Annotated in this window: 21 protein-coding genes; 15 read left to right on the forward strand and 6 right to left on the reverse strand. The window is 40.2% G+C overall.

Features of this window, described 5'->3' with window-relative positions; translation table 11 throughout:
• Positions 1-3 precede the first annotated feature (3 nt).
• The 3 genes from DDV96_RS12935 to menA all read right to left on the reverse strand — a co-directional run bounded on the left by DDV96_RS12935 (position 4) and on the right by menA (position 2,897).
• Complete coding sequence (locus tag DDV96_RS12935; RefSeq protein WP_116695189.1) at positions 4-1,047, reverse strand: o-succinylbenzoate synthase; 1,044 nt, start codon at positions 1,045-1,047, stop codon at positions 4-6.
• 103 nt (positions 1,048-1,150) lie between these two features.
• Positions 1,151-1,831, reverse strand: a complete 681-nt coding sequence (locus DDV96_RS12940) for a metal-dependent hydrolase (protein ID WP_116695190.1) — start codon at positions 1,829-1,831, stop codon at positions 1,151-1,153.
• A gap of 160 nt (positions 1,832-1,991) precedes the next feature.
• Positions 1,992-2,897, reverse strand: a complete 906-nt coding sequence (gene menA, locus DDV96_RS12945) for a 1,4-dihydroxy-2-naphthoate octaprenyltransferase (protein ID WP_116695191.1) — start codon at positions 2,895-2,897, stop codon at positions 1,992-1,994.
• A 100-nt stretch (positions 2,898-2,997) separates the two neighbouring features.
• Here menA and DDV96_RS12950 point away from each other — a divergent pair, with 100 nt between their 5' ends.
• Entirely contained in the window at positions 2,998-3,369 is a 372-nt protein-coding gene (locus tag DDV96_RS12950; protein WP_116695192.1) for a DoxX family protein, read from the forward strand.
• 18 nt (positions 3,370-3,387) lie between these two features.
• Here DDV96_RS12950 and holA read toward each other — a convergent pair whose 3' ends face one another.
• Positions 3,388-4,386, reverse strand: a complete 999-nt coding sequence (holA, locus tag DDV96_RS12955) for a DNA polymerase III subunit delta (protein ID WP_116695218.1) — start codon at positions 4,384-4,386, stop codon at positions 3,388-3,390.
• A gap of 125 nt (positions 4,387-4,511) precedes the next feature.
• Here holA and DDV96_RS12960 point away from each other — a divergent pair, with 125 nt between their 5' ends.
• Positions 4,512-4,955 (forward strand): type I restriction enzyme HsdR N-terminal domain-containing protein, encoded by a 444-nt coding sequence (locus DDV96_RS12960; protein WP_116695219.1) that lies wholly within the window; start codon positions 4,512-4,514, stop codon positions 4,953-4,955.
• A gap of 10 nt (positions 4,956-4,965) precedes the next feature.
• On the opposite strand, the gene DDV96_RS12965 is transcribed toward DDV96_RS12960, so the two are convergent.
• Together DDV96_RS12965 and recQ are read right to left on the reverse strand one after the other, a co-directional pair.
• Positions 4,966-5,406: a GNAT family N-acetyltransferase gene (locus DDV96_RS12965; RefSeq protein WP_116695193.1), complete on the reverse strand. Its 441-nt coding sequence runs from the start codon at positions 5,404-5,406 to the stop codon at positions 4,966-4,968.
• A gap of 30 nt (positions 5,407-5,436) precedes the next feature.
• Positions 5,437-7,629, reverse strand: coding sequence for a DNA helicase RecQ (gene recQ / locus DDV96_RS12970; RefSeq protein WP_116695194.1), 2,193 nt, complete (start codon positions 7,627-7,629; stop codon positions 5,437-5,439).
• A 197-nt stretch (positions 7,630-7,826) separates the two neighbouring features.
• Between recQ and DDV96_RS12975 the strand changes: the two genes are divergently transcribed.
• From DDV96_RS12975 to DDV96_RS13035, 13 genes are all read left to right on the forward strand, one after another.
• The gene (locus tag DDV96_RS12975) at positions 7,827-8,792 is read left to right on the forward strand and encodes a KpsF/GutQ family sugar-phosphate isomerase (RefSeq protein ID WP_116695195.1); all 966 of its coding nucleotides are present in this window, start codon (positions 7,827-7,829) and stop codon (positions 8,790-8,792) included.
• Positions 8,792-9,631, forward strand: a complete 840-nt coding sequence (tatC, locus tag DDV96_RS12980; protein WP_116695196.1) for a twin-arginine translocase subunit TatC — start codon at positions 8,792-8,794, stop codon at positions 9,629-9,631. Before DDV96_RS12975 ends, tatC begins: the two co-directional genes overlap by 1 nt.
• A complete protein-coding gene (locus DDV96_RS12985) occupies positions 9,621-9,974 on the forward strand; it encodes a carboxymuconolactone decarboxylase family protein (protein ID WP_116695197.1) in 354 nt (117 codons plus the stop codon). The genes tatC and DDV96_RS12985 overlap by 11 nt, the downstream gene beginning before the upstream one ends.
• 179 nt (positions 9,975-10,153) lie before the next feature.
• The gene (locus tag DDV96_RS12990; protein ID WP_116695220.1) at positions 10,154-12,382 is read left to right on the forward strand and encodes an NADP-dependent isocitrate dehydrogenase; all 2,229 of its coding nucleotides are present in this window, start codon (positions 10,154-10,156) and stop codon (positions 12,380-12,382) included.
• Between the two features lie 182 nt (positions 12,383-12,564).
• Complete coding sequence (locus tag DDV96_RS12995; RefSeq protein ID WP_240607725.1) at positions 12,565-14,940, forward strand: TonB-dependent receptor; 2,376 nt, start codon at positions 12,565-12,567, stop codon at positions 14,938-14,940.
• A gap of 3 nt (positions 14,941-14,943) precedes the next feature.
• The gene (locus DDV96_RS13000; protein WP_116695198.1) at positions 14,944-15,750 is read left to right on the forward strand and encodes a DUF4249 domain-containing protein; all 807 of its coding nucleotides are present in this window, start codon (positions 14,944-14,946) and stop codon (positions 15,748-15,750) included.
• 49 nt (positions 15,751-15,799) lie between these two features.
• Positions 15,800-16,612 carry an N-acetylmuramic acid 6-phosphate etherase gene (gene murQ, locus DDV96_RS13005; protein ID WP_116695199.1) on the forward strand — a complete coding sequence of 271 codons (813 nt, stop codon included), beginning with the start codon at positions 15,800-15,802 and terminating at the stop codon, positions 16,610-16,612.
• Entirely contained in the window at positions 16,609-16,857 is a 249-nt protein-coding gene (locus DDV96_RS13010; RefSeq protein ID WP_116695200.1) for a DUF6095 family protein, read from the forward strand. Before murQ ends, DDV96_RS13010 begins: the two co-directional genes overlap by 4 nt.
• Positions 16,858-16,942: 85 nt before the next feature.
• The gene (locus DDV96_RS13015; protein WP_116695201.1) at positions 16,943-20,866 is read left to right on the forward strand and encodes a hybrid sensor histidine kinase/response regulator transcription factor; all 3,924 of its coding nucleotides are present in this window, start codon (positions 16,943-16,945) and stop codon (positions 20,864-20,866) included.
• Between the two features lie 159 nt (positions 20,867-21,025).
• Positions 21,026-21,679 (forward strand): putative Ig domain-containing protein, encoded by a 654-nt coding sequence (locus DDV96_RS13020; protein ID WP_116695202.1) that lies wholly within the window; start codon positions 21,026-21,028, stop codon positions 21,677-21,679.
• A gap of 11 nt (positions 21,680-21,690) precedes the next feature.
• Positions 21,691-22,137 (forward strand): hypothetical protein, encoded by a 447-nt coding sequence (locus DDV96_RS13025; RefSeq protein ID WP_116695203.1) that lies wholly within the window; start codon positions 21,691-21,693, stop codon positions 22,135-22,137.
• An 89-nt stretch (positions 22,138-22,226) separates the two neighbouring features.
• Positions 22,227-22,946, forward strand: a complete 720-nt coding sequence (locus DDV96_RS13030; RefSeq protein ID WP_116695204.1) for a hypothetical protein — start codon at positions 22,227-22,229, stop codon at positions 22,944-22,946.
• 10 nt (positions 22,947-22,956) lie between these two features.
• Positions 22,957-23,580 carry a hypothetical protein gene (locus tag DDV96_RS13035; RefSeq protein WP_116695205.1) on the forward strand — a complete coding sequence of 208 codons (624 nt, stop codon included), beginning with the start codon at positions 22,957-22,959 and terminating at the stop codon, positions 23,578-23,580.
• Positions 23,581-23,927: the final 347 nt, after the last annotated feature.

Consider the following 23,927-nt stretch of genomic DNA (forward strand, 5'->3'; position numbering starts at 1 on the left):
TTATTATTCATTTAATACGGAGAGATCCCACTGCTGGTTAGTATCATATTGTATGCTTCCGTTACAAACTTCTAAGGGCGAATCTATATTGTTGGTGTAAAGGCTGCCCGTGCCCAAACCTTGGGGCAAGATAGCGTTTTTTGTGAAGGTGTATTGCGAAATGGCATTTAAACCCACGTTGCTTTCCAAAGCCGAAGTAATCCACCAACCCACGTTCCCGTTTTCAGCTAAATCAATCCAATTATCGCTGCCTTTAAAACCACCAATCAAGCTTGGTTTTAAAATGATGTATTGTGGTTGTATGGTTTCTAATAGTTTCTTTTTTTCTTCAGAAGAAAACACGCCTATCAACTCTTCATCCAATGCAATGGGAAGTGGCGTTTCCTCGCACAACCGAGCCATTTCTTGCCACTGCCCTTGTTTAATGGGCTGTTCGATACTGTGCAATTGCAACTCGGAAAGGATTTTCAGTTTTTCCAAGGCTTCGGAAGGAGAAAATGCTCCATTCGCATCAACCCGCAATTCTATTTCAGAAGCGGAAAATTCTTGCCTGATAGATTTTAAAAGCTCAATTTCAGTGTCAAAATCGATGGCGCCTATTTTCATTTTAATGCATTGAAAGCCTTCTTTCAGTTTTTCTGAAATTTGCTCTTTCATAAAACTTTTGTCGCCCATCCATATCAATCCGTTAATAGGAATTGATTTTGAGCCTTTTGAAAATTCCGAAGGGAAAACTTGAAAAGGATTGTCTGCCTGAAGTGATTTAAAAGCAGTCTCCACTCCTATTTGAATGGACGGGAATTCGATTAAATTATCATACAAATAATCTTTTTCTTTGTTGATATTTTGGCAGGTCCACCGTAGCTTTTCTTCATAATCGGGACGGTCATCAATACTTAGGCTTCGCAAAATGCCACATTCGCCAATGCCCCATTTTCCATCTTCTTCTATAATTAAAAACCAGGTTTCCTTGGTACGCAAAACGCCCCGGGAAGTTCCGCTGGGACGTTTAAAATTGAGGAGGTGTTTTTTATAATGTGCTTTCAATGATAAATGGTTCAGTTATTTATTGATTTTGCAAGGGTGTCCCTCTCTGCCTACGGCATCTCTCTCAAAGGGAGAGAATTGTTTTTTATTTAAATTAAGGTTGCTACAGTTCTATGGATTCACCAATATCGAACAACATCAGGTCTTTATTGGCATCGTAAAACTTCTTTTTGGCTTCTTCGTGATCGATTTCTATGTAGCCAAAGGTGTCGTAATGTACCCCCAGCACTTTGTCGCATTGCAGGAGATCGCAAGCGATGATGGCATCGTCAACGCCCATGGTAAAGTTATCGCCAATAGGCAGGATGGCGAGATCGAGTTTGGTTTGCATAGGGATGAGTTTCATATCCATGGTCAAGGCAGTATCGCCGGCAATATAGATGTTTTTGTGTTCGCCTTCAATAACGAATCCGCCGGGTTGCCCGCCATAGCTACCATCTGGGAAGGAGCTGGTATGAATGGCATTCACATATTTTACATACCCAAAATCGAACTGCCAACCGCCGCCATGGTTCATAGGGTGCACATCAAACCCTTTTTCTTCGTAATGGCTGGCGATTTCAAAATTGCTTACAATGGTAGCACCCGTGTTTTTGGCAATGGCTTCGGCATCCAGAATATGGTCTTGGTGCGCATGGGTAAGTAAAATGTAATCTGCCATTAAGTCGTTGATGTCAACTTTATCTTTTGAGAGGTCATTTCCCGTAATAAAAGGATCGACAATTAAGTGTTTTCCGCCTACTTCAATAGCAAGGCTGTTTTGGCCGTAGTATGTAATTTTCATGAGGTTGTGGTTTTTTGCTTAAATATACAAAAAATGCGCCGACTCCCTGACGCACTTTTGCCATGCAGATTGGTGCTCAATGTTTTTCCGTTTTGATTGTTCTCTTCGGAAATGTTCTCCATTATTCACAACAGCCGACTTGAAACACCGTTTTAAAACCCTATCCCACTGAAACGGTAATCAGAAAAAGGACCGAGAAGAGAAAGGTGCTCAAGGCAATCTTTTTCAATTCGGGGTCCAATAAAGGTGGAGATTCGTTTTTATAGACCTTTACAATATTTAAAAACAAGGGGATAAAAGCCACCAAGGGAAGAAATTCGATAATTTCATCACTTTTCAGAAAAAAATAGAGCAAGGACAGTGCAAATGCCGTTATGATCAACGCGGCGTGGTAGTGTTTTACTTTTGTGCCGCCCAAGACAACGGCCAAGGTGTTTTTGTTTACTTTGGCATCGGCCAGCCGGTCGCGCATATTGTTCAAGTTCAATACTGCTGCGCTTAACAGACCGATCACGATGGCGGGCAGTAGAATTAAATCGCCCAAATTTTTACTGTACAGAAAATAACAGCCCATGACGCCTAACAACCCGAAAAATAGAAAAACGAACAAATCGCCCATTGCCCTGTAACCGTAGGCTTTTTTACCCACGGTATATGTTACGGCGGCGATTACAGCTGCAATGCCTAAATTGAAAAAAATAAAGGAATGTAAAAAATTTTCATTCCCGAAGGCTTCAAAAATGAGCAAGGTGGCTACCAAAAGGGTGAGTACGGCAGTAATGATCATACCTCGTTTTAGGTCTTTTTCTTTTAAAATACCGCTTTGCATCGCCCGCATGGGGCCTACCCTATCGGCATTATCGGTCCCTTTTACACCATCGCCGTAATCGTTGGCAAAATTGGACAGGATTTGAAACCCCAAGGTGGTGATCAGGGCGAGTACGCAAATGGAAAGCTTAAAATACCCTTCGGCAATGGCAACGGCACTGGCCGTTAAAATTCCGGAAATCGATAAGGGAAGGGTGCGAAGGCGGGCCGCGGAAACCCAGGCACGTAATTTTGTCATGCTGTTCTACTTTTTTTAATACCAACTTTTAAATGGCAATTGCAAAAGTACAGTTTAAATTTGTTTTGTATTTTAGTAGCGCACCAACAAATAAAATAACATGACCACTACCTATCATTTCGCTCTTTTGTTTTTACGGTTAACGTTTTCGGGCATACTGCTCACCCATGGGATTCCAAAAGTGTTGAACGTAATGGATGGAAATTTTGAATTTGTCGATCCCATCGGATTGGGCCCTGTTGTTTCCCTCATTTTAGCCATCGTGGCCGAAGTACTATGCCCATTGCTCATTATTTTAGGTTTAAAAACACGAATTGCAACCCTACCTACTATTATTACGATGGCTGTTGCTGCCTTTATTCACCACAGTAACGACCCGTTTAATATAAAAGAAATGGCTTTGTTGTATCTTTTTGGTTTTATTGCCATCGTCCTCTTGGGTCCGGGACGGTTTTCTCTGGATAGAAATTAAATTCTCAAAAAAAGGTTCTTAGTTGAAAATCTTGACCAGCATTTCTTTCAGTAAATCGCCTTGTTGAATATTGGCAGCGCCTACCCCTTTGCTTTTCATATCGATTTCCCGGATGGTGCCAATGATGGCACTTACTTTTTTCATGGGATAGTTTCTCGCTGCCAATTGGTAATCCTTAATAAAATAAGGGCTCACGCCCAGTGCTCGTGCCGCTTGGTTTTTATCGCTCAGGGCGTGATACTTCAGCAATTTTGAAAAAAAGGAGTATAACAGGGCCACCGTCATGACCATAGGGTTGTTTTTGGGGTTTTGCCCAAAGTATTGCACAATGGAGTAGGCTTTTTTAATATCGCGCGCGCCTATGGCGTTTTGAAGTTCGAAATTGTTAAAATCTTTGCTTATCCCTATGTTGCGTTCAATCAATTGCGGGGTGATCTGCTGGCCGGGCTGTATGATGAGCTGTAATTTTTGCAGCTCGTTGTTTACTTTGCTTAAATCGTTGCCCAAAAACTCGGTAAGCATCTGGGCTGCTTTGGGCGTTATGGTGTAGCCGCGGCTTGCCAACACCCGCTTGATCCAGTCGGGCACTTGGTTTTCGTACAGTTTTTTGCTTTCAAAAAGGACGCCTGTTTTTTTTATTTCTTTGGCCAGTTTTTTACGGGCGTCCAGTTTTTTGTATTTATAGCAGACAACCAAAACCGTTGTGGGCTGTGGGTCTTTTACATAAGCGACCAAATTTTCGATGGTCCGGGAAAGGTCTTGTGCTTCTTTTACGATCACCACCTGCCGTTCGGCCATCATTGGGTAACGTTTGGCGTTGCTCACAATTTCGTCGATACTCACATCGCGACCGTACAATACTATTTGGTTAAAGCCTTTTTCTTCTTCCGAAAGAACGTGCTCCTCAATAAAATCTGCAATACCATCAATATAATACGGCTCCTCGCCCATTAAGAAATAAATGGGCTTTATTGTTCCGTTTTTTATATCGTTGATGATGGTTTTGGCTTTGTCCAGTGGCATGGTTAGATGTTAGATATTAGACGTGAGATATTAGACGTGAGATTTGAGATTTTTCACTATTTATTTAAAACCTTATGAGCAAATTTTGAACCTATTGTATGAAACTGTTACTTTGTTGTATGCAACGGTTAAATTTTCCACAATATACGTTTCGGTTCAAAAATAGTGAAAACAAAACGTTGATCTTTGATGAAGTTCGAAAAAAATTTATTGTGCTCACTCCCGAAGAATGGGTGCGGCAACATGTTATTCAATTTCTTATTTCAGAAAAAAAGTATCCAAAATCGCTAATTAATGTTGAAAAACAGCTCAAACTCCACAAAACGGTAAAGCGCTACGATATCGTGGTTTTTAAACCTGACGGAACCATCTACCTCATTGTAGAATGCAAGGCACCTTCCATTGGGATCACACAACAGACCTTCGATCAAATCGCGCGTTACAACTTAGTTGCCAAGGCTACGTATTTAATGGTCACCAATGGACTGGAGCATTATTATTGCCAAATGGATTATGAAAATGAAAAGTATGTTTTTTTAAGAGAGCTTCCAACTAAACGGTAGTTCAACTTCTTTATTTATTGGTCAATTTCATTTGGTATAGATCAAAACCCTGTGCCCAATAATCTTTTTCAACTTTTTCTAATTTGAACCCCATCTTTTCATAGAATTGATAGGTAAACTGGGATGTTCTCACAAAAACCGAATCAACGTGTTGATGGTCTTTTAACCAGTCAATACGGTGTTGCATTAATTTTCCACCTATTCCTTTCCTTTGTGAATTCGGGTCAATAATATCCCAGGAAATTATGGCAACATTTTCTTTAGGTTCATAGTTGATTCCACCAGCACCGATAATTTCAGCATTTTCTTCAACTACAAAATAATCTTCTATTTCGTTGTCAAGATAATGTTCCAAATCTTTTTGTTCTGAAGCATCAAAAAACTTAGGAATATTTAACCGCAGAAGCTCCACTACTTTTGACTTATCTTTAGGTGCGTATTCCCTAATCATTTTTTTAATGAAGTTTGTATTAAATGACAGTTAATTAGCCACGTCACTAATAAACTTAATGCGGTACAGGCGCAATTCTTCTTCTTCATAATCGCCGTCAAACTCTTCCATGGCTTCGTCTATTTTATCGGTTTCGGATTCTAAAAAGTAATCGTGTATTTCTTCTTGCTGGTCTTCGTCTAGAATATCTTCCAGCCAATAATCGATGTTGAGCTTGGTGCCGCTATAAACAATAGCCTCCATTTCGTCGATAAACTCGTCCATTTCCAGCCCTTTCCCGTTGGCAATGGTATCTAATGGGAGTTTTTTATCGATGTTTTGTATAATGTAGAGTTTTAAAGCACTGTTGCTGCCTGTTGACTTCACTACAAAGTCATCTGGGCGCAGAATATCGTTTTCTTCAACATACCGTTCAATCAACGCAATAAAGCTTTTCCCGAATTTTTTCGCCTTGCTTTCCCCTACACCGTGTACATTGGACAGTTCCTCAATGGTAATGGGGTATTTTAAGGCCATATCTTCCAAAGAAGGGTCTTGAAAGACCACAAACGGCGGCAGGTCTTTATTATCTGCCACTTTTTTACGCTCGGCTTTTAACAGCTTAAAGAGCTTTTGGTCTGCGGCATCCCCTGTTTTTTTGCTGGCAACAATGGCATCGTCGTTGGCTTGTTTAAAGCTATGGTCTTCGGTCATCATAAAGCTGGCTGGCGCTTTCATAAAATCCCTTCCTTTATCGGTCAATTTAATCACGCCATAGGTTTCGATATCCTTGCGGATGTAACCCGCTACCAATAATTGCCGTAACAACGCCATCCAATACGAAGCTTCTTTGTTTTCTCCTGTGCCAAAGTAAGGTTGGGCATCGGTACGGTGCGATTTTATCATGGCATTGGCCTTGCCCACCAACACGTTTACCACCTCTTTTGCTTTGTATTGCTGGTTGGTCTTCGCTATGATGGTAAGCAGTTTTACAGCTTCATCCTTGGCCTCGTGTTTCTTTTTCGGATAGCGCATATTATCGTCCATATCGCCCCCTTCGCCTGTTTTATTGTCAAACTTTTCGCCAAAATAGTGCAGGATAAACTTTCTACGGGAAACCGATGTTTCGGCAAAAGCCACTACTTCTTGCAACAAGGCGTGACCAATTTCCTGTTCAGCCACGGGTTTCCCGCTCATGAACTTTTCAAGCTTTTCAATATCCTTGTAGCTATAAAAAGCCAAGCAATGCCCTTCCCCACCATCGCGGCCGGCGCGGCCTGTTTCTTGGTAATAGCTTTCAATGCTTTTAGGGATATCGTTGTGTATCACGAACCGCACATCGGGTTTATCGATGCCCATCCCAAAAGCGATGGTGGCCACGACAATATCCACGTCTTCTTTTAAAAACATATCTTGGTGCTTTACCCGGGTTTTTGCATCGAGCCCGGCGTGGTATGGCACGGCTTTCAACCCGTTTACCTGTAATGTTTGCGCCAGCTCTTCCACCCGTTTTCGGCTTAGGCAATATATAATGCCGCTTTTGCCTTCGTTCTTTTTCACAAAACGGATGATATCGGCATCTACGTTTTTGGTTTTTGGCCGTATTTCATAATATAAATTGGGCCGGTTAAAAGAAGCTTTAAAGGTATTGGCGTCTTGAATGCCCAAATTTTTTAAAATATCTTCTTGCACTTTTGGAGTCGCCGTAGCGGTAAGGCCAATAATAGGAATGTTAGCGCCAATGCGTTCAATGATGCTGCGCAGGTTTCGGTATTCGGGCCTAAAGTCGTGCCCCCACTCGCTGATGCAATGGGCTTCGTCAATGGCCATGAACGATATGGTCTGGCCTTGCAGAAAATCAACATATTCCTCTTTGGTCAAGGATTCTGGGGCTACATATAGCAATTTTGTAATGCCATTGCTTATATCGCTCTTTACTTTTTTCACCTCGGTTTTATTCAAAGAAGAATTCAGTACGTGGGCAATGCCTTCTTCTGAAGATAGCGAACGCAAAGCATCCACTTGATTTTTCATTAAGGCTATCAAGGGCGAAACCACAATGGCCGTGCCGTCTTTAATTAAAGCCGGAAGTTGATAACAAAGGGATTTACCGCCCCCAGTGGGCATGATAACAAAAGTGTTGTTGCCACCTAAGATGCTTTTAACAACGTCTTCTTGAAGTCCTTTAAAAGAACTAAACCCAAAATAATGTTTTAATGCTGCGTATAATTCGGTATCGGTCACGCTGCTCTATAAATTTTAATTAATACTATAAAAAAGGATGTAAAATTAAATTGCCTTAAGAGGAACAATTGTAATTTTGCAACCAGTAATGTAAAACGTATCTTTAAACAGAAGTTTAAACCGGTTAGTGCATTTTGTTTTTGCATCCTCAATATACTAAATTCTGAAACAGTTTCAAACATTCAAAAGCTTAAAATTTGAACAACGAACAACAAATAATCGCCGTCGCCCGTAAAACCATAGCTACTGAAAGTGAGGCTATTGCAAATTTAGCCGCTTTGGTGGATGCTGAATTTGCCGCTGCGGTTGATTATATTTTCAACTCACAAGGTCGGGTTATCATCACCGGAATAGGAAAAAGTGCGAATATCGCTACAAAAATAGTGGCCACGTTAAATTCTACCGGCACCCCTGCGATTTTTATGCATGCGGCCGATGCCATTCACGGTGATTTGGGCACCATCCTTGAAAGTGATACCGTTATCTGTATTTCAAAAAGCGGCAACACCCCCGAAATTAAAGTATTGGTGCCGTTGATTAAAACAAGGGGCAATAAATTAATCGCCATTACGGCCAACCGCGATTCTTTTTTAGGCCAGAAGGCAGATTATGTGCTCCACGCCTATGTTGAAAAAGAAGCCTGCCCCAACAACCTTGCCCCAACCACCAGCACCACGGCACAATTGGTCATTGGTGATGCGCTGGCCATGGCACTTTTGGACCTACGCGGATTTTCAAGCAAAGATTTCGCACGGTTCCATCCTGGCGGTTCGTTAGGAAAAAAACTGTACTTGCGGGTAAGCGACCTTACTTCGTTAAACGAAAAACCCCAGGTTCACCCAGATACCGACCTAAAGGATGTAATTGTCGAGATTTCAGAAAAAATGCTCGGCGTCGCAGCAGTCATAGAAAACGATAGCATTGTAGGGATTATCACCGATGGGGATTTACGGAGGATGTTGACCAAAAGGGATAGCCTAAAAGGGATTACGGCAAAAGACATTATGACCAAAAACCCAAAAAAAATCGACAACGATGCCATGGCCGTTGAAGCCATAAAAACGATGGACACCTACGGAATCACGCAATTATTGGCCGAAAAAAACGGAACGTACATGGGGGTCGTGCATATTCATAACCTTACTAAAGAAGGCATTATTTAATGGCAAAAAGACTGAAAAACCCAAATCCAGTAAAGGAAATGTCCTTTTTGGACCATCTGGAAGAACTTCGCTGGCATTTAATACGTTCCACCGCCGCAGTGGTAATAGTCGCTACTTTGGCCTTTATTGCCAAAGACTTTATTTTCGACGTATTGCTCTTTGGCCCCAAAAGTGCCGATTTCCCTACCTATAGGTTGTTGTGCAAAGCTTCCCGTTTTATAGGCATGGACAGTTTTTGTTTTGATGAACTGCCTTTCCGTATCCAAAGCAGGACGATGTCGGGACAGTTTTCGGCACATATATGGACCTCGATCACTGCGGGGATCATCATTGCCTTTCCATATATTGTCTATGAATTTTGGAAGTTTATAAGCCCAGGACTTATGCCCAATGAACGCAAAAACAGCAGGGGGTTTATTTTTGTCGCTTCTTTTTTGTTTTTCATAGGTGTTTTGTTTGGGTATTATGTAATTACGCCGCTTTCCATCAACTTCTTGGGGAGCTACCGGGTAAGCGAGGAAGTTTTTAACGATTTCGATTTAAGCAGCTATATTTCCTTGGTGCGGGCTTCGGTGTTGGCCAGTGGACTTATTTTCCAATTACCCATCGTCATTTACTTTTTAACGAAAGTTGGATTAGTAACACCTGAAATACTTCGGAAATATCGAAAATTTGCCTTGGTGATCGTGTTGATTATTTCCGCAGTGATCACCCCGCCAGATATTGCCAGCCAAGTGATCGTGGCGGTGCCGGTAGTTATTTTATATGAAATAAGCATTTACATTTCAAAAGCGGTAATCCGAAATCAAAACAAAAAAATGAAGCAACATGGAAGATAATTTAGTTGAAGAATTCAACATTTACCGTTCAAAAATGAACGATGCCATATTAAAGGACAACAACAAGATTATAAAACGTATTTTCAATCTGGACACCAATGCATTTGCCGAAGGTGCGCTGCCCAAAAAAACAAAAGAATTGATTGGGCTGGGAAACTCCATGGTATTGCGTTGTGATGATTGTGTGCGCTATCATTTGGAAGCCTGCTACAAACTCAATATTTCAAAAGAAGAAGTTGTTGAGGCCCTAAGTGTATCATTACTCATTGGCGGAACCATCGTAATTCCCCATTTACGGCGTGCTTATGAATATTGGGATGCTTTGGAAAATACTTCAAAATAATTAATCCTTTTTCAAGAAAAGTTATTTAAAAGCTTGGCAAAGCTATCAACAGTTAACAAAACAATAAGACTGCCGCTCTTTAAAAAACTTCGTCAATTCGCTATATTTGCACCGGCTTGCCCGTTTTCGGGGCAGGAATCTTGAAAATTTTAGATAAACCTCCAAAACCGTACAATAGCATGGCACAAACTGCAAAAATTATATACACCAAAACCGACGAAGCCCCTTACTTGGCGACGCATTCCCTCTTACCTATTATTGAAGCCTACACGGCACCATCTGACATTAAAATTGAAATGCGCGATATTTCGCTTGCCGGAAGGATTTTGGCCCAATTTTCCGAATACCTGAACGAAGACCAACGGGTAAACGACGCGTTGGCCGAATTGGGCGAACTCGCCAAAAAACCAGAAGCCAACATCATTAAATTGCCGAACATCAGTGCTTCCATGCCGCAGTTGAACGCAGCTATTTCCGAATTGCAAGCCAAAGGGTATAACTTACCGGATTATCCGGACGAACCTAAAACAGACGAGGAAAAAAAGATACAATCCCTTTACAATAAAGTAAAAGGTAGTGCCGTAAATCCGGTATTACGTGAAGGGAACAGTGACCGTCGAGCGCCAAAAGCAGTTAAAAATTACGCCAAGAAAAATCCACACCGTATGGGCAAATGGAGCAGCGACTCCAAAAGCCACGTTTCAACAATGGGCAAGGGTGATTTTTTCCACAATGAAAAATCGGTTACTATCGATACCGAAGGCACTGTCAATATTGTTCATACCGATGCCAATGGAAAGGAAACCATTTTAAAGGCTTCCATCCCCGTGTTAGCAGGCGAAGTGATCGACGGAACCTACATGAGTAAAAAAGCCTTGCTGGCCTTTTTAAAAGAACAAGTTAAAGACGCCAACGAAAAAGATGTGTTGTTTTCATTGCATATGAAAGCCACGATGATGAAAGTGAGCGACCCCATTATTTTTGGGCACGCCGTACGTGTTTATTTTTCTGAATTGTTTGAAAAATACGGTGACACTTTTAAAGATCTGGGCGTTGACGTCAACAATGGATTTGGCGATTTATTACATGAAATTGGCAACTTGCCTGAGACGAAGCGCAATGAAATATTAAACGATATTAACCGCATCATGGATGAGAATCCAGATTTGGCGATGGTAAACAGTGATAAGGGCATTACCAACCTACACGTGCCCAGCGATGTGATTATCGATGCTTCTATGCCGGCGATGATCCGTAATTCGGGACAAATGTGGGATAAAAACGGCGACACCAAAGATACCAAGGCCGTTATCCCAGACAGCAGTTATGCGCCTTTATACCAAGCAACCATTGACTTTTGCAAAAAACACGGCGCGTTTGACCCCACCACTATGGGGACGGTGAACAACGTCGGACTAATGGCTCAAAAAGCTGAAGAATACGGTTCGCACGATAAAACGTTTGAAATTTCTTCAGAAGGAAAAGTAAGCGTTGTAGATACTAACGGAAACACTCTAATGGAGCATCACGTTTCAGAAGGTGATATCTGGAGAATGTGCCAAGTTAAAGATTTACCTGTGCAAGATTGGGTAAAATTAGCGGTAAGCAGAGCACGTGCAACAGGATGGCCAGCTATTTTCTGGCTGGATGAAGACCGCGCCCACGATGCCGAATTAATAAAAAAAGTAAATAAATACCTTCCAGAACACGATACTAAAGGCTTGGACATAAAAATCCTTTCTACTGAAAAAGCAACCGAATATACGTTGGAGCGCGTTAAAGCAGGTGAGAATACCATTTCAGTTACCGGAAACGTATTGCGTGATTATTTAACCGATCTTTTTCCTATTTTAGAATTGGGAACCAGTGCAAAAATGCTTTCCATTGTACCATTAATGAATGGTGGTGGCCTATTTGAAACCGGTGCTGGTGGGTCTGCCCCTAAACACATGCAGCAATTTTTAGAAGAAGGACACCTGCGTTGGGATTCATTGGGTGAATTTCTGGCCTTGGCCGTTTCTTTAGACCATCTCGGCGACACCTACAATAATGAAAAAGCAAAAATGCTGGCCGAAGCCTTGGATGATGCCACCGAAATGTATCTTGACAACAAAAAATCACCTTCAAGAAAAGTAAACGAGCTTGATAATCGTGGCAGTCATTTTTATTTAGCGATGTATTGGGCACAGCAATTGGCCAAACAAGATAAGGACGAGGTATTGAAAAAACGCTTCACACCCATTGCCGAAAAACTTTCTGAAAATGAAAAAACCATTGTAAGCGAGTTAAACGCCGCCCAAGGAAGTCCAGTTGATATAAAAGGTTATTACAAACCAAACGAAGACCGGGTTTATGAAGAAATGCGCGCGAGTGAAACACTGAATAAAATACTTTCAGAAATTAAATAAACAATTTATAAAAACGAGAAGGTGTCTAAAAAGTATATTTAGCTGTCCGTTCGAGCGCAGTCGAGAACTCTAAGTTACTAACCCTAAATAAGGTCTCGACTGCGCTCGACCGGACATACCAGTTTTTTCAACTAATTAGACATCTTCTCTTTCTCTTTACTTATCAATTCCTAAATAAAAGCTTGAAAAACCTATTTTTTTTATTTTTTCTCCTGTGCTGTCATTTGGTTTCAGCCCAAGAAAAATTTACCCTTAGCGGTACCGTTTCGGCAGTTGAAAGTGGGGAAACCCTTATTGGGGTGAACATTCTTATTCCCTCTTTGCAAACCGGAACCACTACAAATGAATATGGCTATTACTCGATAACACTTCCCGAAGGCGAATATGAGGTATTTTACAGCAGCCTTGGTTTTGCCACAGAGCAAACCACTATTTCCCTTTCAGAAAATATTCAAAACAATATTTTTTTAGAAAATGATACCGAATCGTTAGACGAAGTCCTCATTAAAGCCGATGCCGAGGCGTTGAACATCCGAAAGCCCGAAATGAGCGTCAACCGGCTATCGGCAAATACCATTAAAAAAATACCGGTGGTTTTGGGTGAAAAGGACGTGATTAAGTCCATTAAGTTACTTCCGGGTGTTACGGGAGCGGGCGAAGGTTCCAGCGGATTTAACGTCCGTGGCGGAGCGGCCGATCAAAACCTGATTTTGCTTGACGAAGCTACGCTTTACAACAGCGATCATTTGTTCGGTTTCTTTTCGGTTTTCAATCCCGATGCCATTAAGGATTTAACGCTGTACAAAGGTGGGATTCCAGCCCGATACGGCGGTCGCGTTTCTTCGGTACTGGATATTTACCAAAAAGACGGCAGCAAACGTAAATTTGGTGCAACCGGAGGTATTGGTCTGGTGGCAAGCCGCTTGTTGCTGGAAGGCCCCATAAAAAAAGATACCGCTTCGTTTTTAGTGGGCGGCCGTAGCAGTTATGCCCACCTTTTCCTGCCCTTGTTCGATAATGACAACGTAGCCTATTTCTACGATTTGAACACCAAAATAAGTTATAACCTAAACGATAATAACAAATTATTCCTGTCAGGGTATTTTGGACGGGATGTTTTTGATATTGCCGATAGTTTTTCCAATAGCTTCGGAAATACGACCCTCAATTTACGCTGGAACCATCTTTTTTCAGAAAAACTGTTTTCTAACCTGTCGTTAATTTATTCAGATTATTACTACGGACTCGAGCTGAGTTTTGTAGAATTTGATTTTGATAGCGGTATCCGTAATTTCAACTTGAAATACGATTTCACGCATTTTCTATCAGACAATATAGAACTGCGCTACGGGTTGAACAGTATTTATTACAAATTCAATCCCGGCGACATCAAACCCACTACCGAAAGCTCCGGTATCAACCCGTTTAAATTGACCGATAAATACGCTTTTGAAAATGCTATCTATACAGAAGCCGAAATTGAATTGACCGACAAACTTGCCATCCAGGCTGGATTGCGGCTATCAACATTTAATAGATTAGGACAAGATGAACTGAATATTTACGAAAACGACAATCCCGTTGCCTATGATGAAAACCTCGATATTTACCAGAAAGCAACGCCTATCGATACGGTTTCCTTCAGCAGAAGCGAAACCATAAAAAGTTTTGCCAATCTGGAACCCCGTTTTTCGGTTGCCTATCAATTAAACGAAACGTCTTCGGTAAAAGCCAGTTATAATAGGACAGCACAATACATTCATTTAATAAGCAACACCACGGCCCCTACCCCTTTTGATATTTATGCGCCCAGCGGAAAATACATTGAACCGCAATTGGCCGATCAAGTGGCTGTGGGGTATTTTAAAAAGTTCAACAACTATTCCTTTGAGATTGAAAGCTTTTACAAAATCGTTGACAATCGGTTGGATTATGTGGACGGAGCCGATTTAATTGCCAACAATGCCGTGGAGCAAATCTTGTTGAACGGGGAAGCCAGGGCTTACGGCTTGGAGCTTTTATTCAGAAAAACGGAAGGTAAATTACAAGGTTGGATTGCCTACACCTTATCAAAAAGCGAACAACGAACACCCGGTAGAACACCTGAAGAAATTGGTATTAACAATGGCGATTGGTATAATTCCCCTTGGGATAAAACCCACGATGTTTCCATCACCGCGCAATATGAATTATCCAATAAATGGTCCTTTGGGGCTAATTTTATTTTTCAAACGGGGCAGCCTGTAACATTTCCAAACGGACAATATGAGTATAACAACTTAACAATACCAGTGTATGAAGCCAGGAACAGCAGCCGTTTAAACAGTTTTCATCATTTGGATCTTTCGGCAACTTGGACGCCAAAGGGTGGAGAAGATTCCCGTCTGCACGGGAATTCGTGGAAAGGTGAATGGGTTTTTAGTATTTATAACGTGTATAACAGGATGAACGCGGCTTCCATTTCGTTTCGGGAAAACACCGATATTAACCGAAATGAAGCGGTTCGGTTGTCCATTTTCGGTATTATTCCCGCTGTAACGTATAATTTTAAATTTTAAGCCATGAAGAGGGTTCTTATACTTATTATTTGCTTCGGAATATTCACTTCGTGTGAAGAAGTGGTCGATGTCGATTTAAACGAAGGCGAACCAAAATTGGTCATTGATGCCAAAATAACTAAGAATATTGAAGATGATTCTTCTATTACACGTGTTAAACTGAGCACGACCGTTCCGTTTTTTGATTCTGAAATCAATCTCGTCAATGGCGCTACCGTTACTATTACCGATGAAAAGGGTACAGTATATACAATTGAAAACACTTCAGATGGAGTATATGAATACCCAGGTTTCAATCCGCTACCAAATACAAATTACACACTTGAAATAGTTTATAAAAACGAAGTTTATACGGCTACCGAACAACTACAACCCGTAGTTCCTTTGGAATTTGTGGAACAACGAAACGATGGCGGTTTTGATGGCGAAAGCATCGAGTTAAAAGTCTTTTTTACCGATCCTGCCAATGAAGAAAATTATTACTTTTTTGAAGCCATAACAGAAAGTGGCAGTGGTTATGATGCACTTGAAGACAAGTTTTTTGATGGAAATCTTATTTTTGGTTTTTTGTCAACAGATGATCTTGAAACCGGCGATCAAGTAACATTCTATTTGCACGGTACAAATGAGCAATTTTACAATTTTATCTTCATTCTACTGCAACAGGGCAGCGATGCCAGCGGTGGTCCGTTCGAAACCCAACCGGCCACCGTACGTGGCAACCTTGTAAATGAAACAAACCCCGATAATTTTCCACTGGGCTATTTCCGTATTTCTGAAACTTCTGTTTTAAATTACACGGTGCAATAATCTTAATTTTCAATCGCAATTCGTACTTCTAAAATCGTAATTTTACATTATGACTTTCAAAAAAACGACCGAAGCAGATTCCAACTACGATCATCTAGAAAAGATGAGCGTTTCCGAACTCTTGCACAACATCAACAAAGAAGACAAAACAGTTCCGTTGGCGGTTGAAAAAGCATTGCCCGAAATAACCCTACTTTCCGAAATTGTTTCAGAAAAACTGAAAAACGGTGGGCGTCTTTTTTATATAGGTGCCGGTACCAGCGGCCGTTTGGGCATTGTAGATGCCAGTGAATGCCCGCCTACCTTTGGCGTGCCGCATGGAATGGTCATCGGGTTGATTGCTGGCGGTGACAAAGCCATCAGGGATGCGGTGGAATTTGCCGAAGACTCTGAAAATCAAGGTTGGGACGACCTTAAAAGTCATGATATTTCAGAAAAAGATGTGGTGATCGGTATTGCTGCCTCGGGCACGACGCCTTATGTAATTGGAGCGTTGAAAAATTGCAATGAAAACAACATTGCTACAGGTTGTATAACATGCAACGAAGGAAGTCCATTGGCAACAACCGCTAAATTTCCTGTGGTTGTTACCGTAGGCCCCGAATTTGTAACCGGAAGCTCCCGCATGAAAGCCGGCACCGCCCAAAAATTGGTGTTGAACATGATTTCCACTGCTGCGATGGTGCAATTAGGCCGCGTAAAAGGCAATAAAATGGTCGATATGCAACTGAGCAACAATAAGCTGGTGGACCGTGGCACCCGAATGATCATGGATGAGTTGAACATCCCTTCAGAAAAAGCAGCACAACTTTTGAAACAACACGGAAGCGTTCGAAAAGCCATTAAAAACCATAAAAATTGAAAGAGCCAGACCAAACATACACCAATAAACAATTTCTTATAAAAGGGCTTAAACGTTTGGCGATAGCTTTACCGTTATTGGTCTTGACCACCTATCTTTTTACGTTTGCCTTTATCAATAAAGAAGTGCTTCCGCTATACCTTCTTTTACCACTTGCCATTCTTGCTATGGCAGCCACCATCTATTTGTTGTTCAATGGCATCAAATGGATTTTGAGGGCTCTTTTCGGTACTAAAAACAGGTAGTATTTTTCCCTACTGAAAACAAGCAGCGTTTTAAGTTGAATATGATATAAAAATACTTTTATACCTTTATATATATTGAATAGGTATGAAGAGTATTTTTACACTTACATATATTTTTAGCGTTATTCTTGTTTTGTTTTGTGGCAAACAAGCTTTACCACAACATAATGAAGTGGTTCAAAAACAAGTTTCGTTTCGTGAATTGACCGTGAAACAAGGGCTTTCACAAAATAGTGTGGTAAGCATAGCACAGGATAGCATCGGTTTTATGTGGTTTGCCACCCAAGACGGACTGAATAAATATGATGGGAAAAAATTTACGCATTACGATCGGCAATTTGTTGATATCACCAGGCCCACGTTCAGCAAATTGGGAAAAGTGTATGTAGATCGGGAGGGTAATTTATGGAGTATCCCAAATACCGGACTGTTGGAAAGGTACCACGCCGCTACCGATTCATTTGCCGTGGCATCTTCAATAGAGCGTGCAAGTGTATTTTATCAAGATAGCAAAAACAATTATTATCTGGGCACCTACGGAAATGGGCTGTACCAAATTGATCCGGCAAAAAAAGACACTGTACAACTGCTGAACAAAGCACACCTCCCGATTGACAGCTACGACATCATGGAATGGAATGGAGCCGTTCTTGTCACCACTTCAAGAGGGTTGTTGCAGCTCAAAGATGGTAAGTACGGTTTTCTTCAACAGGAATTGTTCAACGGATTTGCCCTAAGTGCACTTTCAACAAATAAAGAGAACACACTTTTTGTGGGCAGTTTTGGCAAAGGGCTTTTTATAAAAAACATTGATAACAACTTCTTTTCGCACTTTATAGGTTTTGACGAACACCATTTCCCAAAAAATTTGAACATCGAAGACCTTTTAATAGATAACCAGCAACGGCTTTGGGTGGCCACTTACGGAAATGGTGCTTATTTAATTGATTTTGAAAAGAGAACCATACAGCATTTTACGGCCAATAAAACCGACCCGTATGCGCTTCATTATAATGATGTGTTATGTCTGTATAAAGATTTCACACAAACCGTTTGGTTGGGTACCGATGGTGCCGGCCTGAGTTTTTATGATAAGAACTTGGCCAAGTTCAATGTACTCACCAACAACCAAACCCCTCCAAACATTCACGTGGATGTTGTTCGGGCCATAACGGTTGACAACAATACAATGTGGATGGGCACTTCGGGAAAAGGATTGACCAAAGCATCCTTGTCGGAAAGTGATTTTAAAACCTTTACGCAACAAAACTCAAATTTGGCTGGCGATAGGATTATGAGCCTCTTCAAGGATGGTGCAAATTTATTTATTGGTCACCAAAACAACGGCCTTCAGGTTTTGAACAAAGACAATAAAATCACAACCTGCAAAGACACCGAAAATCTTACGGTATGGAAAATATTGAAACGCAATAAAAGCACCTTTTGGCTTTGCACCCGCAACAAAGGACTTTTGGTGTATGACAAAAATAAAGGAATCATAAAAAAGTATGATGCAACAAATTCAAATTTACAGACCAATAACATCCGCACCGCTGTACAAGGCGATAACAATACGTTGTGGATTGGAACAGAAAACGATGGACTGTACCGATTAAATATTGAAAAGGAGACCATTACAAAAATAAATACTATTTCAGACAACATTAAATGCTTGTACTATTCAAAAAATCTGCTTTGGATAGGCACCAACGGAAATGGCTTAAAACTCTACAACATTGCCGAAAAGAGCGTACACAGTTACGAAAAAAAAGATGGATTGCCCAACAATGTGGTCTATGGCATCCTGCCCGATGGTCAAAACAACCTTTGGCTGAGCACCAATCAAGGGTTATCTAAGTTCAGTACCGATGCCAACTATCGCCCTACCATTGAAAATTACAGCAATTACGATGGGTTACAAGCTTTGGAATACAATACTGGAGCCTACTATAGGGACGAAAACGGTACACTTTATTTTGGCGGGTTGGAAGGCATTAATTGGTTTCAGCCCGATCAATTGACCTTCAACCCCAAAAAACCAAAGACCGTAATTACAGGATTAAAGGTTTTTAACAAAGAGCAGAAGATGGTCCCAAATCAAAAGCTTCCGCACAATAAAAACACCTTGACCTTTAGTTTTTCGTCTTTGCACTTCTCACAGCCCGACCGCAATGAATATAAATACCGGCTTGTAAACAACGATGAAGGCTGGATTGCATCTGGAAATAACAATACTGCACATTACACCAATTTACCACCAAACGACTACACATTTCAGGTAATTTCCAGTAATTACGATGGCGTGTGGAACAACAGCCCCACTACCTATTCATTTACTATATTAAAACCTTGGTACGCTACCAACCTTGCCAAAGTGGTATATGCTCTTTTGGCGTTATTGCTTATTTATGGTCTATACGCTTATTTTAAATGGCGTTGGCATGTACAAACGCAATTGCAGTTTGAACACGAAGAAACTGAGCGGTTGAAAAAATTGGATGAATTTAAAACAAAGCTCTATACCAATATCTCCCACGAAATACGTACCCCGCTCACCTTGATTTCAGGTCCTGTGGAAAATCAATTGAAAAAAGAGGAACTAAAACCTGAAGACCAAAAAGATTTAGAACTCATTCAGCAAAACTCCAACAGGTTGATGCGCTTGGTTAACCAGATGCTGGACTTATCGTTGGTAGATTCTGGAGCCGCAACATTAACGGTTGAACAAACAGACCTATCGGCACTTTTGCATCAAATTTCAGCTACTTTTCAATATACCGCAAAAAGTACCAATAAAAACATACAAGTTGAGATTCAAAATATGCACAATGCTTGGGTTGATAAAGATATTGTGGAAAAAGTGGTTTCCAATCTCTTGTCCAACGCCATAAAATACGCTCCCAAAAATACAGCTATACACCTTAAAGCCTTGGAAAAAAAAGGGCGCTTAAAACTGTCGGTTAAAAATGTGAAAAGTGATTCAAGAAAAACCAATTTAGAACAATTGTTTGAGCGTTTTCACCAAGAGGATCCGTCTTCAGAAGGAATGGGCGTTGGCCTAGCGCTTGTAAAAGAGTTGGTCAACTTGCATAAAGGAACGCTATCGGTTTCTGAACAAAATGCGAACGAAATTAGCTTTTGCGTCACCCTACCTATACATAAAACGGCTTTTACCGAAACTGAAATGGCACCGCAAAGCGATCAGCCTGAAGACACCCAGCCTATTCAACTTGAAGACACGAACAAATCTTCAACGGAAGCCTCGGTACTGGTCGTGGAGGACAATCTGGAAATTCGAGGATATATTGCCTCCAGTCTGGAGCAGGATTACCGGATTTTTACAGCAGAAAATGGAAAAGAAGGAATTAAAATAGCAAAAAAAGAACTGCCAGATTTGGTAATCAGTGACATTATGATGCCTGTAGCCAATGGAATAGAGCTGTGCAATACGTTAAAAAATGATGAACTGACCAGCCACATTCCCATCATTCTATTAACGGCAAAAGTAGGTGAAGAAAATGAAATTGAAGGGTTTAAAACCGGGGCCGATGCTTATATTACCAAACCTTTCAGTATAGAGAAACTGCGCATACGCATTAAAAAACTCATTGAAAGCAGGAAAAAACTGAAAGAACATTTCAGTAAAACCTTTGAGTTAAATCCTGATCTCGCAATTACTTCCACCGAAACAGATTTTTTAAACCGCGTGCAAACTGTTCTTGATAAGCATATAACAGATTCTGATCTTACCAGTGAAGAGTTTTCAAAACTCATGAATATGAGCCGCACCCAATTGCACCGTAAATTAACTTCTATTGTCGGTGTGAGCACAACTGCTTTTATTCGCTCACAACGGTTAAAACTGGCTTGCCGTTTATTAAAAGAATCTGATAATACTACTTCAGAAATTGCCTATCAAATTGGTTTTAATTCCCCTTCCTATTTTACACGTTGCTTTAAGGAGAGTTATGGTTGCACTCCAACCGAATATGCTTCTAAACACGTATAAATACAGAGTTTTTCTCTCCTTGTCACATATTTTATACCCTTTGGAACATATCTTCAAGCCCGGAAATAGGCACTTATATAAATTTATTCCAACAAAAAACTATTCGATTTTTATCTGAATACCAATTGTAAAAAAGAATAACCTTAAAACTACCGTATTATGAAATTTTATCACACAAAAACTTTAACGATTTTACTAGTTACACTTTTCTTTATTTCCTGTGGTTTAACCGATGACGATGAAGCTGTCTCATCTCCTTCGTTAACCTATCCGGTTACGAACCTTTCGGCCATCTTTTTTGAGGAAGGAAACTCACAACCTCCAACCATTACTTGGAACGGAAATCAAGGTACAATCTCATTATCAAGTAGTATAGAAGGCTTGAGCGTAAATAGTAGTACAGGGGTATTAAACTGGGACAAACAATTAAATCCTGGTGATTATACATTTGATGTCATCGCAACAAACAGTGCCGGCCAGACTTCGGTTAGTTTTAACTTGAGCAACCCATTACAAGGCACGTTTACCGGGACCTTCAGTGGTTCAAGTTTTTTTGAATTAGAGTTCAACAGTGATGGCACCTTAGTGGTGAGGGCAAATGCAGACAATCCTGATTTGGGCTCAGGAACGTGGGAGCTCGCCAATGATATACTCACGGCAGACTATACATACGATGATACTGGTAATGAATACTCCATCTCAGGCCTGTTAGAACAGTCCAGCACTCAAGTGATTTATACAGGTAATTGGTACTATGGTCATGGTGCTGAAGAAGCTAATGAAGCAGATGTATTTGAAGTTATTATGGAATAAAAATTAAGGGGATGAAACCAATTATAATATTTTTCCTATTCGCGACCGGATATTCTTCCTGTTCACAAAAACACGAAGTAATTTCCGAAATAAAATTAGAATATACTTCAGCCATGTGTCAAGGATATTGTGATTATACGTTTATAGTAAATAAAAGCTTAAAGGAAGTTATTAAAACCCCCGGCAAATTAATCCAAAGCCCTGAATTATCGGTTAAAAAAGATACCATACAACTCAAAAAAAATGAGTGGCAACAAATAAGACAGTCATTCGCATTGGACTCTTTAAGAGCACTACCAAAAATAAATGGTTGCCCAGGCTGCAACGATGGAGCTATAGGTTCGTTACAGATTATTACCAATAAAGATACCCTATCAATAAAGTTTGAAGGACCCAATCCTCCCAAAACCATAAAAAGCCTAACTGAGATAATTACAAAAGAAACTTTTAACGAGTAAGAGCTGAGGGATAACTTTAAAATACATATCGTGAATGATAGTTTTTTTGAAAGAAGACAATAACTATTAATTCAAGTAAAAAATTGGAAATGAGAAACCACATAATTGTATTGTTAACACTTGTATTTTTTATAACGTCCTGTGCCAAAAACACCTACACAGGAACAGTTAAAACGTGGTCCCATAATAAAGCAGAAATTGCAATACCCGCAGATAAACCAATAATTATCGGTGAAATAGATAAGAAAGGCAATGTAGTCATCAAGTTAGAAGAGGAGTTGGCAGAAAACCTCAAATCGATACGGCTCGAAAGCAACAAAAGCGGTAATATAAAAATGAAAAACAAAACCGTACGAGAAGCATTTTACTGCAAGCCTGAAACCGTGATAGTTAATAATGGAGATGAAAACATTGAAAAGGTGGCTTTCGGTTCCAGATTTGTGGTGGCAAATATTAATAAAGAGAAGCTTTACGGCTATTTGCGGTTGGTCAGTTCAAAAACATTCAACGAAAGTTATTTTGCATTGGGTAAAAAAGATTTTGTAAAAGGGTTTTACATCGATTTCTTTTATGTAGAAAAAGATGCCAGTGTCAACGGTATCTGCAAAACCAAAACATATACTATGGATATGAAAAGTACTGTAGAACTTATCCATGAATACGATATCAACTTGAAAAAGGGATGGAATATTGTAAAAATTGAAATTGTAGAAACGTATGTCGATGGTGAAAAAAGAACACCTTTAAAAACCGTTATGACCACCGTAAAAGAATTACCTGAGAACACACAATTTATACTGTTTAATTAAAATTACAAACATGAAGTACTTAAAATACCTCTATCTGTTAACCTTTGTATTCATTATGTCCTGTGAAGACAAGCAGAATAAAAACGGAATAGATAAACAAGCAAAAAAGCAAATCACACAAACAGATAAAACAAATGCAACCAAGACTAATAAAACTACCTATATAAAAAACAACATGAAACGTTTGGCTACGCTCACCCCTTTAACCGATAAGGACTATGCCTCGTGGCGGCCACAAAAAATCTTAGGATTACCAGCCACCAATATTAACACCAACTCACCAGACAATGTATCCATGTTTGATATAACCTATTATGCCAACAAACAAAAAGTAAAACTCAGCATCGTTGATGGTGCTGGCAAACGTGGATCGCAACTCACGGGACCGGCTCACAATATTGCTTATCAAAACTTAAACGAAGAAATACCGGGGGGTTACTTTAAAACCATTACCCAAAACGGTATCACGGCCAAAGAACATTATAAAAAACAAGATGAAGAATACCGTTTGAGTTTTTTATACCATAACAGGCTTTACGTTACCATCTTAACCAATAACCTTGGAAGAAAAAAAACTTGGCAGGCTATAGATGCTTTCAATTTTAAAGCTTTGCTAACTAAGGCAGGCAATTGAATAACCAGGAGGGTCACCCAATAGAATATGATTTGAAAAAATAAGGATGAAAACATCCCAACATGCTTGACTTAATAAAGCATTCTGATTGCTCAATTCCTTGAAAAATCAGCTACCGGTTTAAAAGTGAATTATTGTGTTATGCCCGTTACAATTTTAGTACAACCACTGTTTTGGAGAAATAGCAAAATCATGGATCAAGTCCAAAAGTTGGGTCTAAAGTGAAAAATAGTTTTCTTTGCGGATAAATATTTTCCAATGAATAAAGAGACTGATTTACCCCTGCTAAGCTTAATCCTTCCTGAAGGTTTACTAACTTACTTTACCATTGTTGGGTTTGACAAAAA

The organism is Marixanthomonas spongiae, from assembly GCF_003095375.1.
Taxonomy (GTDB): Bacteria; Bacteroidota; Bacteroidia; order Flavobacteriales; family Flavobacteriaceae; genus Marixanthomonas; species Marixanthomonas spongiae.

Bases quoted from the DNA above. Each gene is read 5' to 3' on its own strand.
- DDV96_RS12950 (WP_116695192.1), top strand. From the start codon at position 2,998: ATGACCACTACCTATCATTTCGCTCTTTTGTTTTTACGGTTAACGTTT.
- DDV96_RS13000 (WP_116695198.1), top strand. From the start codon at position 14,944: ATGAAGAGGGTTCTTATACTTATTATTTGCTTCGGAATATTCACTTCG.
- DDV96_RS13035 (WP_116695205.1), top strand. From the start codon at position 22,957: ATGAAGTACTTAAAATACCTCTATCTGTTAACCTTTGTATTCATTATG.
- murQ (WP_116695199.1), top strand. From the start codon at position 15,800: ATGACTTTCAAAAAAACGACCGAAGCAGATTCCAACTACGATCATCTA.
- DDV96_RS12940 (WP_116695190.1), bottom strand. From the start codon at position 1,831: ATGAAAATTACATACTACGGCCAAAACAGCCTTGCTATTGAAGTAGGC.
- DDV96_RS12985 (WP_116695197.1), top strand. From the start codon at position 9,621: ATGGAAGATAATTTAGTTGAAGAATTCAACATTTACCGTTCAAAAATG.
- DDV96_RS13030 (WP_116695204.1), top strand. From the start codon at position 22,227: ATGAGAAACCACATAATTGTATTGTTAACACTTGTATTTTTTATAACG.
- tatC (WP_116695196.1), top strand. From the start codon at position 8,792: ATGGCAAAAAGACTGAAAAACCCAAATCCAGTAAAGGAAATGTCCTTT.
- DDV96_RS12965 (WP_116695193.1), bottom strand. From the start codon at position 5,406: ATGATTAGGGAATACGCACCTAAAGATAAGTCAAAAGTAGTGGAGCTT.
- DDV96_RS13015 (WP_116695201.1), top strand. From the start codon at position 16,943: ATGAAGAGTATTTTTACACTTACATATATTTTTAGCGTTATTCTTGTT.
- menA (WP_116695191.1), bottom strand. From the start codon at position 2,897: ATGACAAAATTACGTGCCTGGGTTTCCGCGGCCCGCCTTCGCACCCTT.
- DDV96_RS13020 (WP_116695202.1), top strand. From the start codon at position 21,026: ATGAAATTTTATCACACAAAAACTTTAACGATTTTACTAGTTACACTT.
- DDV96_RS12990 (WP_116695220.1), top strand. From the start codon at position 10,154: ATGGCACAAACTGCAAAAATTATATACACCAAAACCGACGAAGCCCCT.
- DDV96_RS13025 (WP_116695203.1), top strand. From the start codon at position 21,691: ATGAAACCAATTATAATATTTTTCCTATTCGCGACCGGATATTCTTCC.
- DDV96_RS12960 (WP_116695219.1), top strand. From the start codon at position 4,512: ATGCAACGGTTAAATTTTCCACAATATACGTTTCGGTTCAAAAATAGT.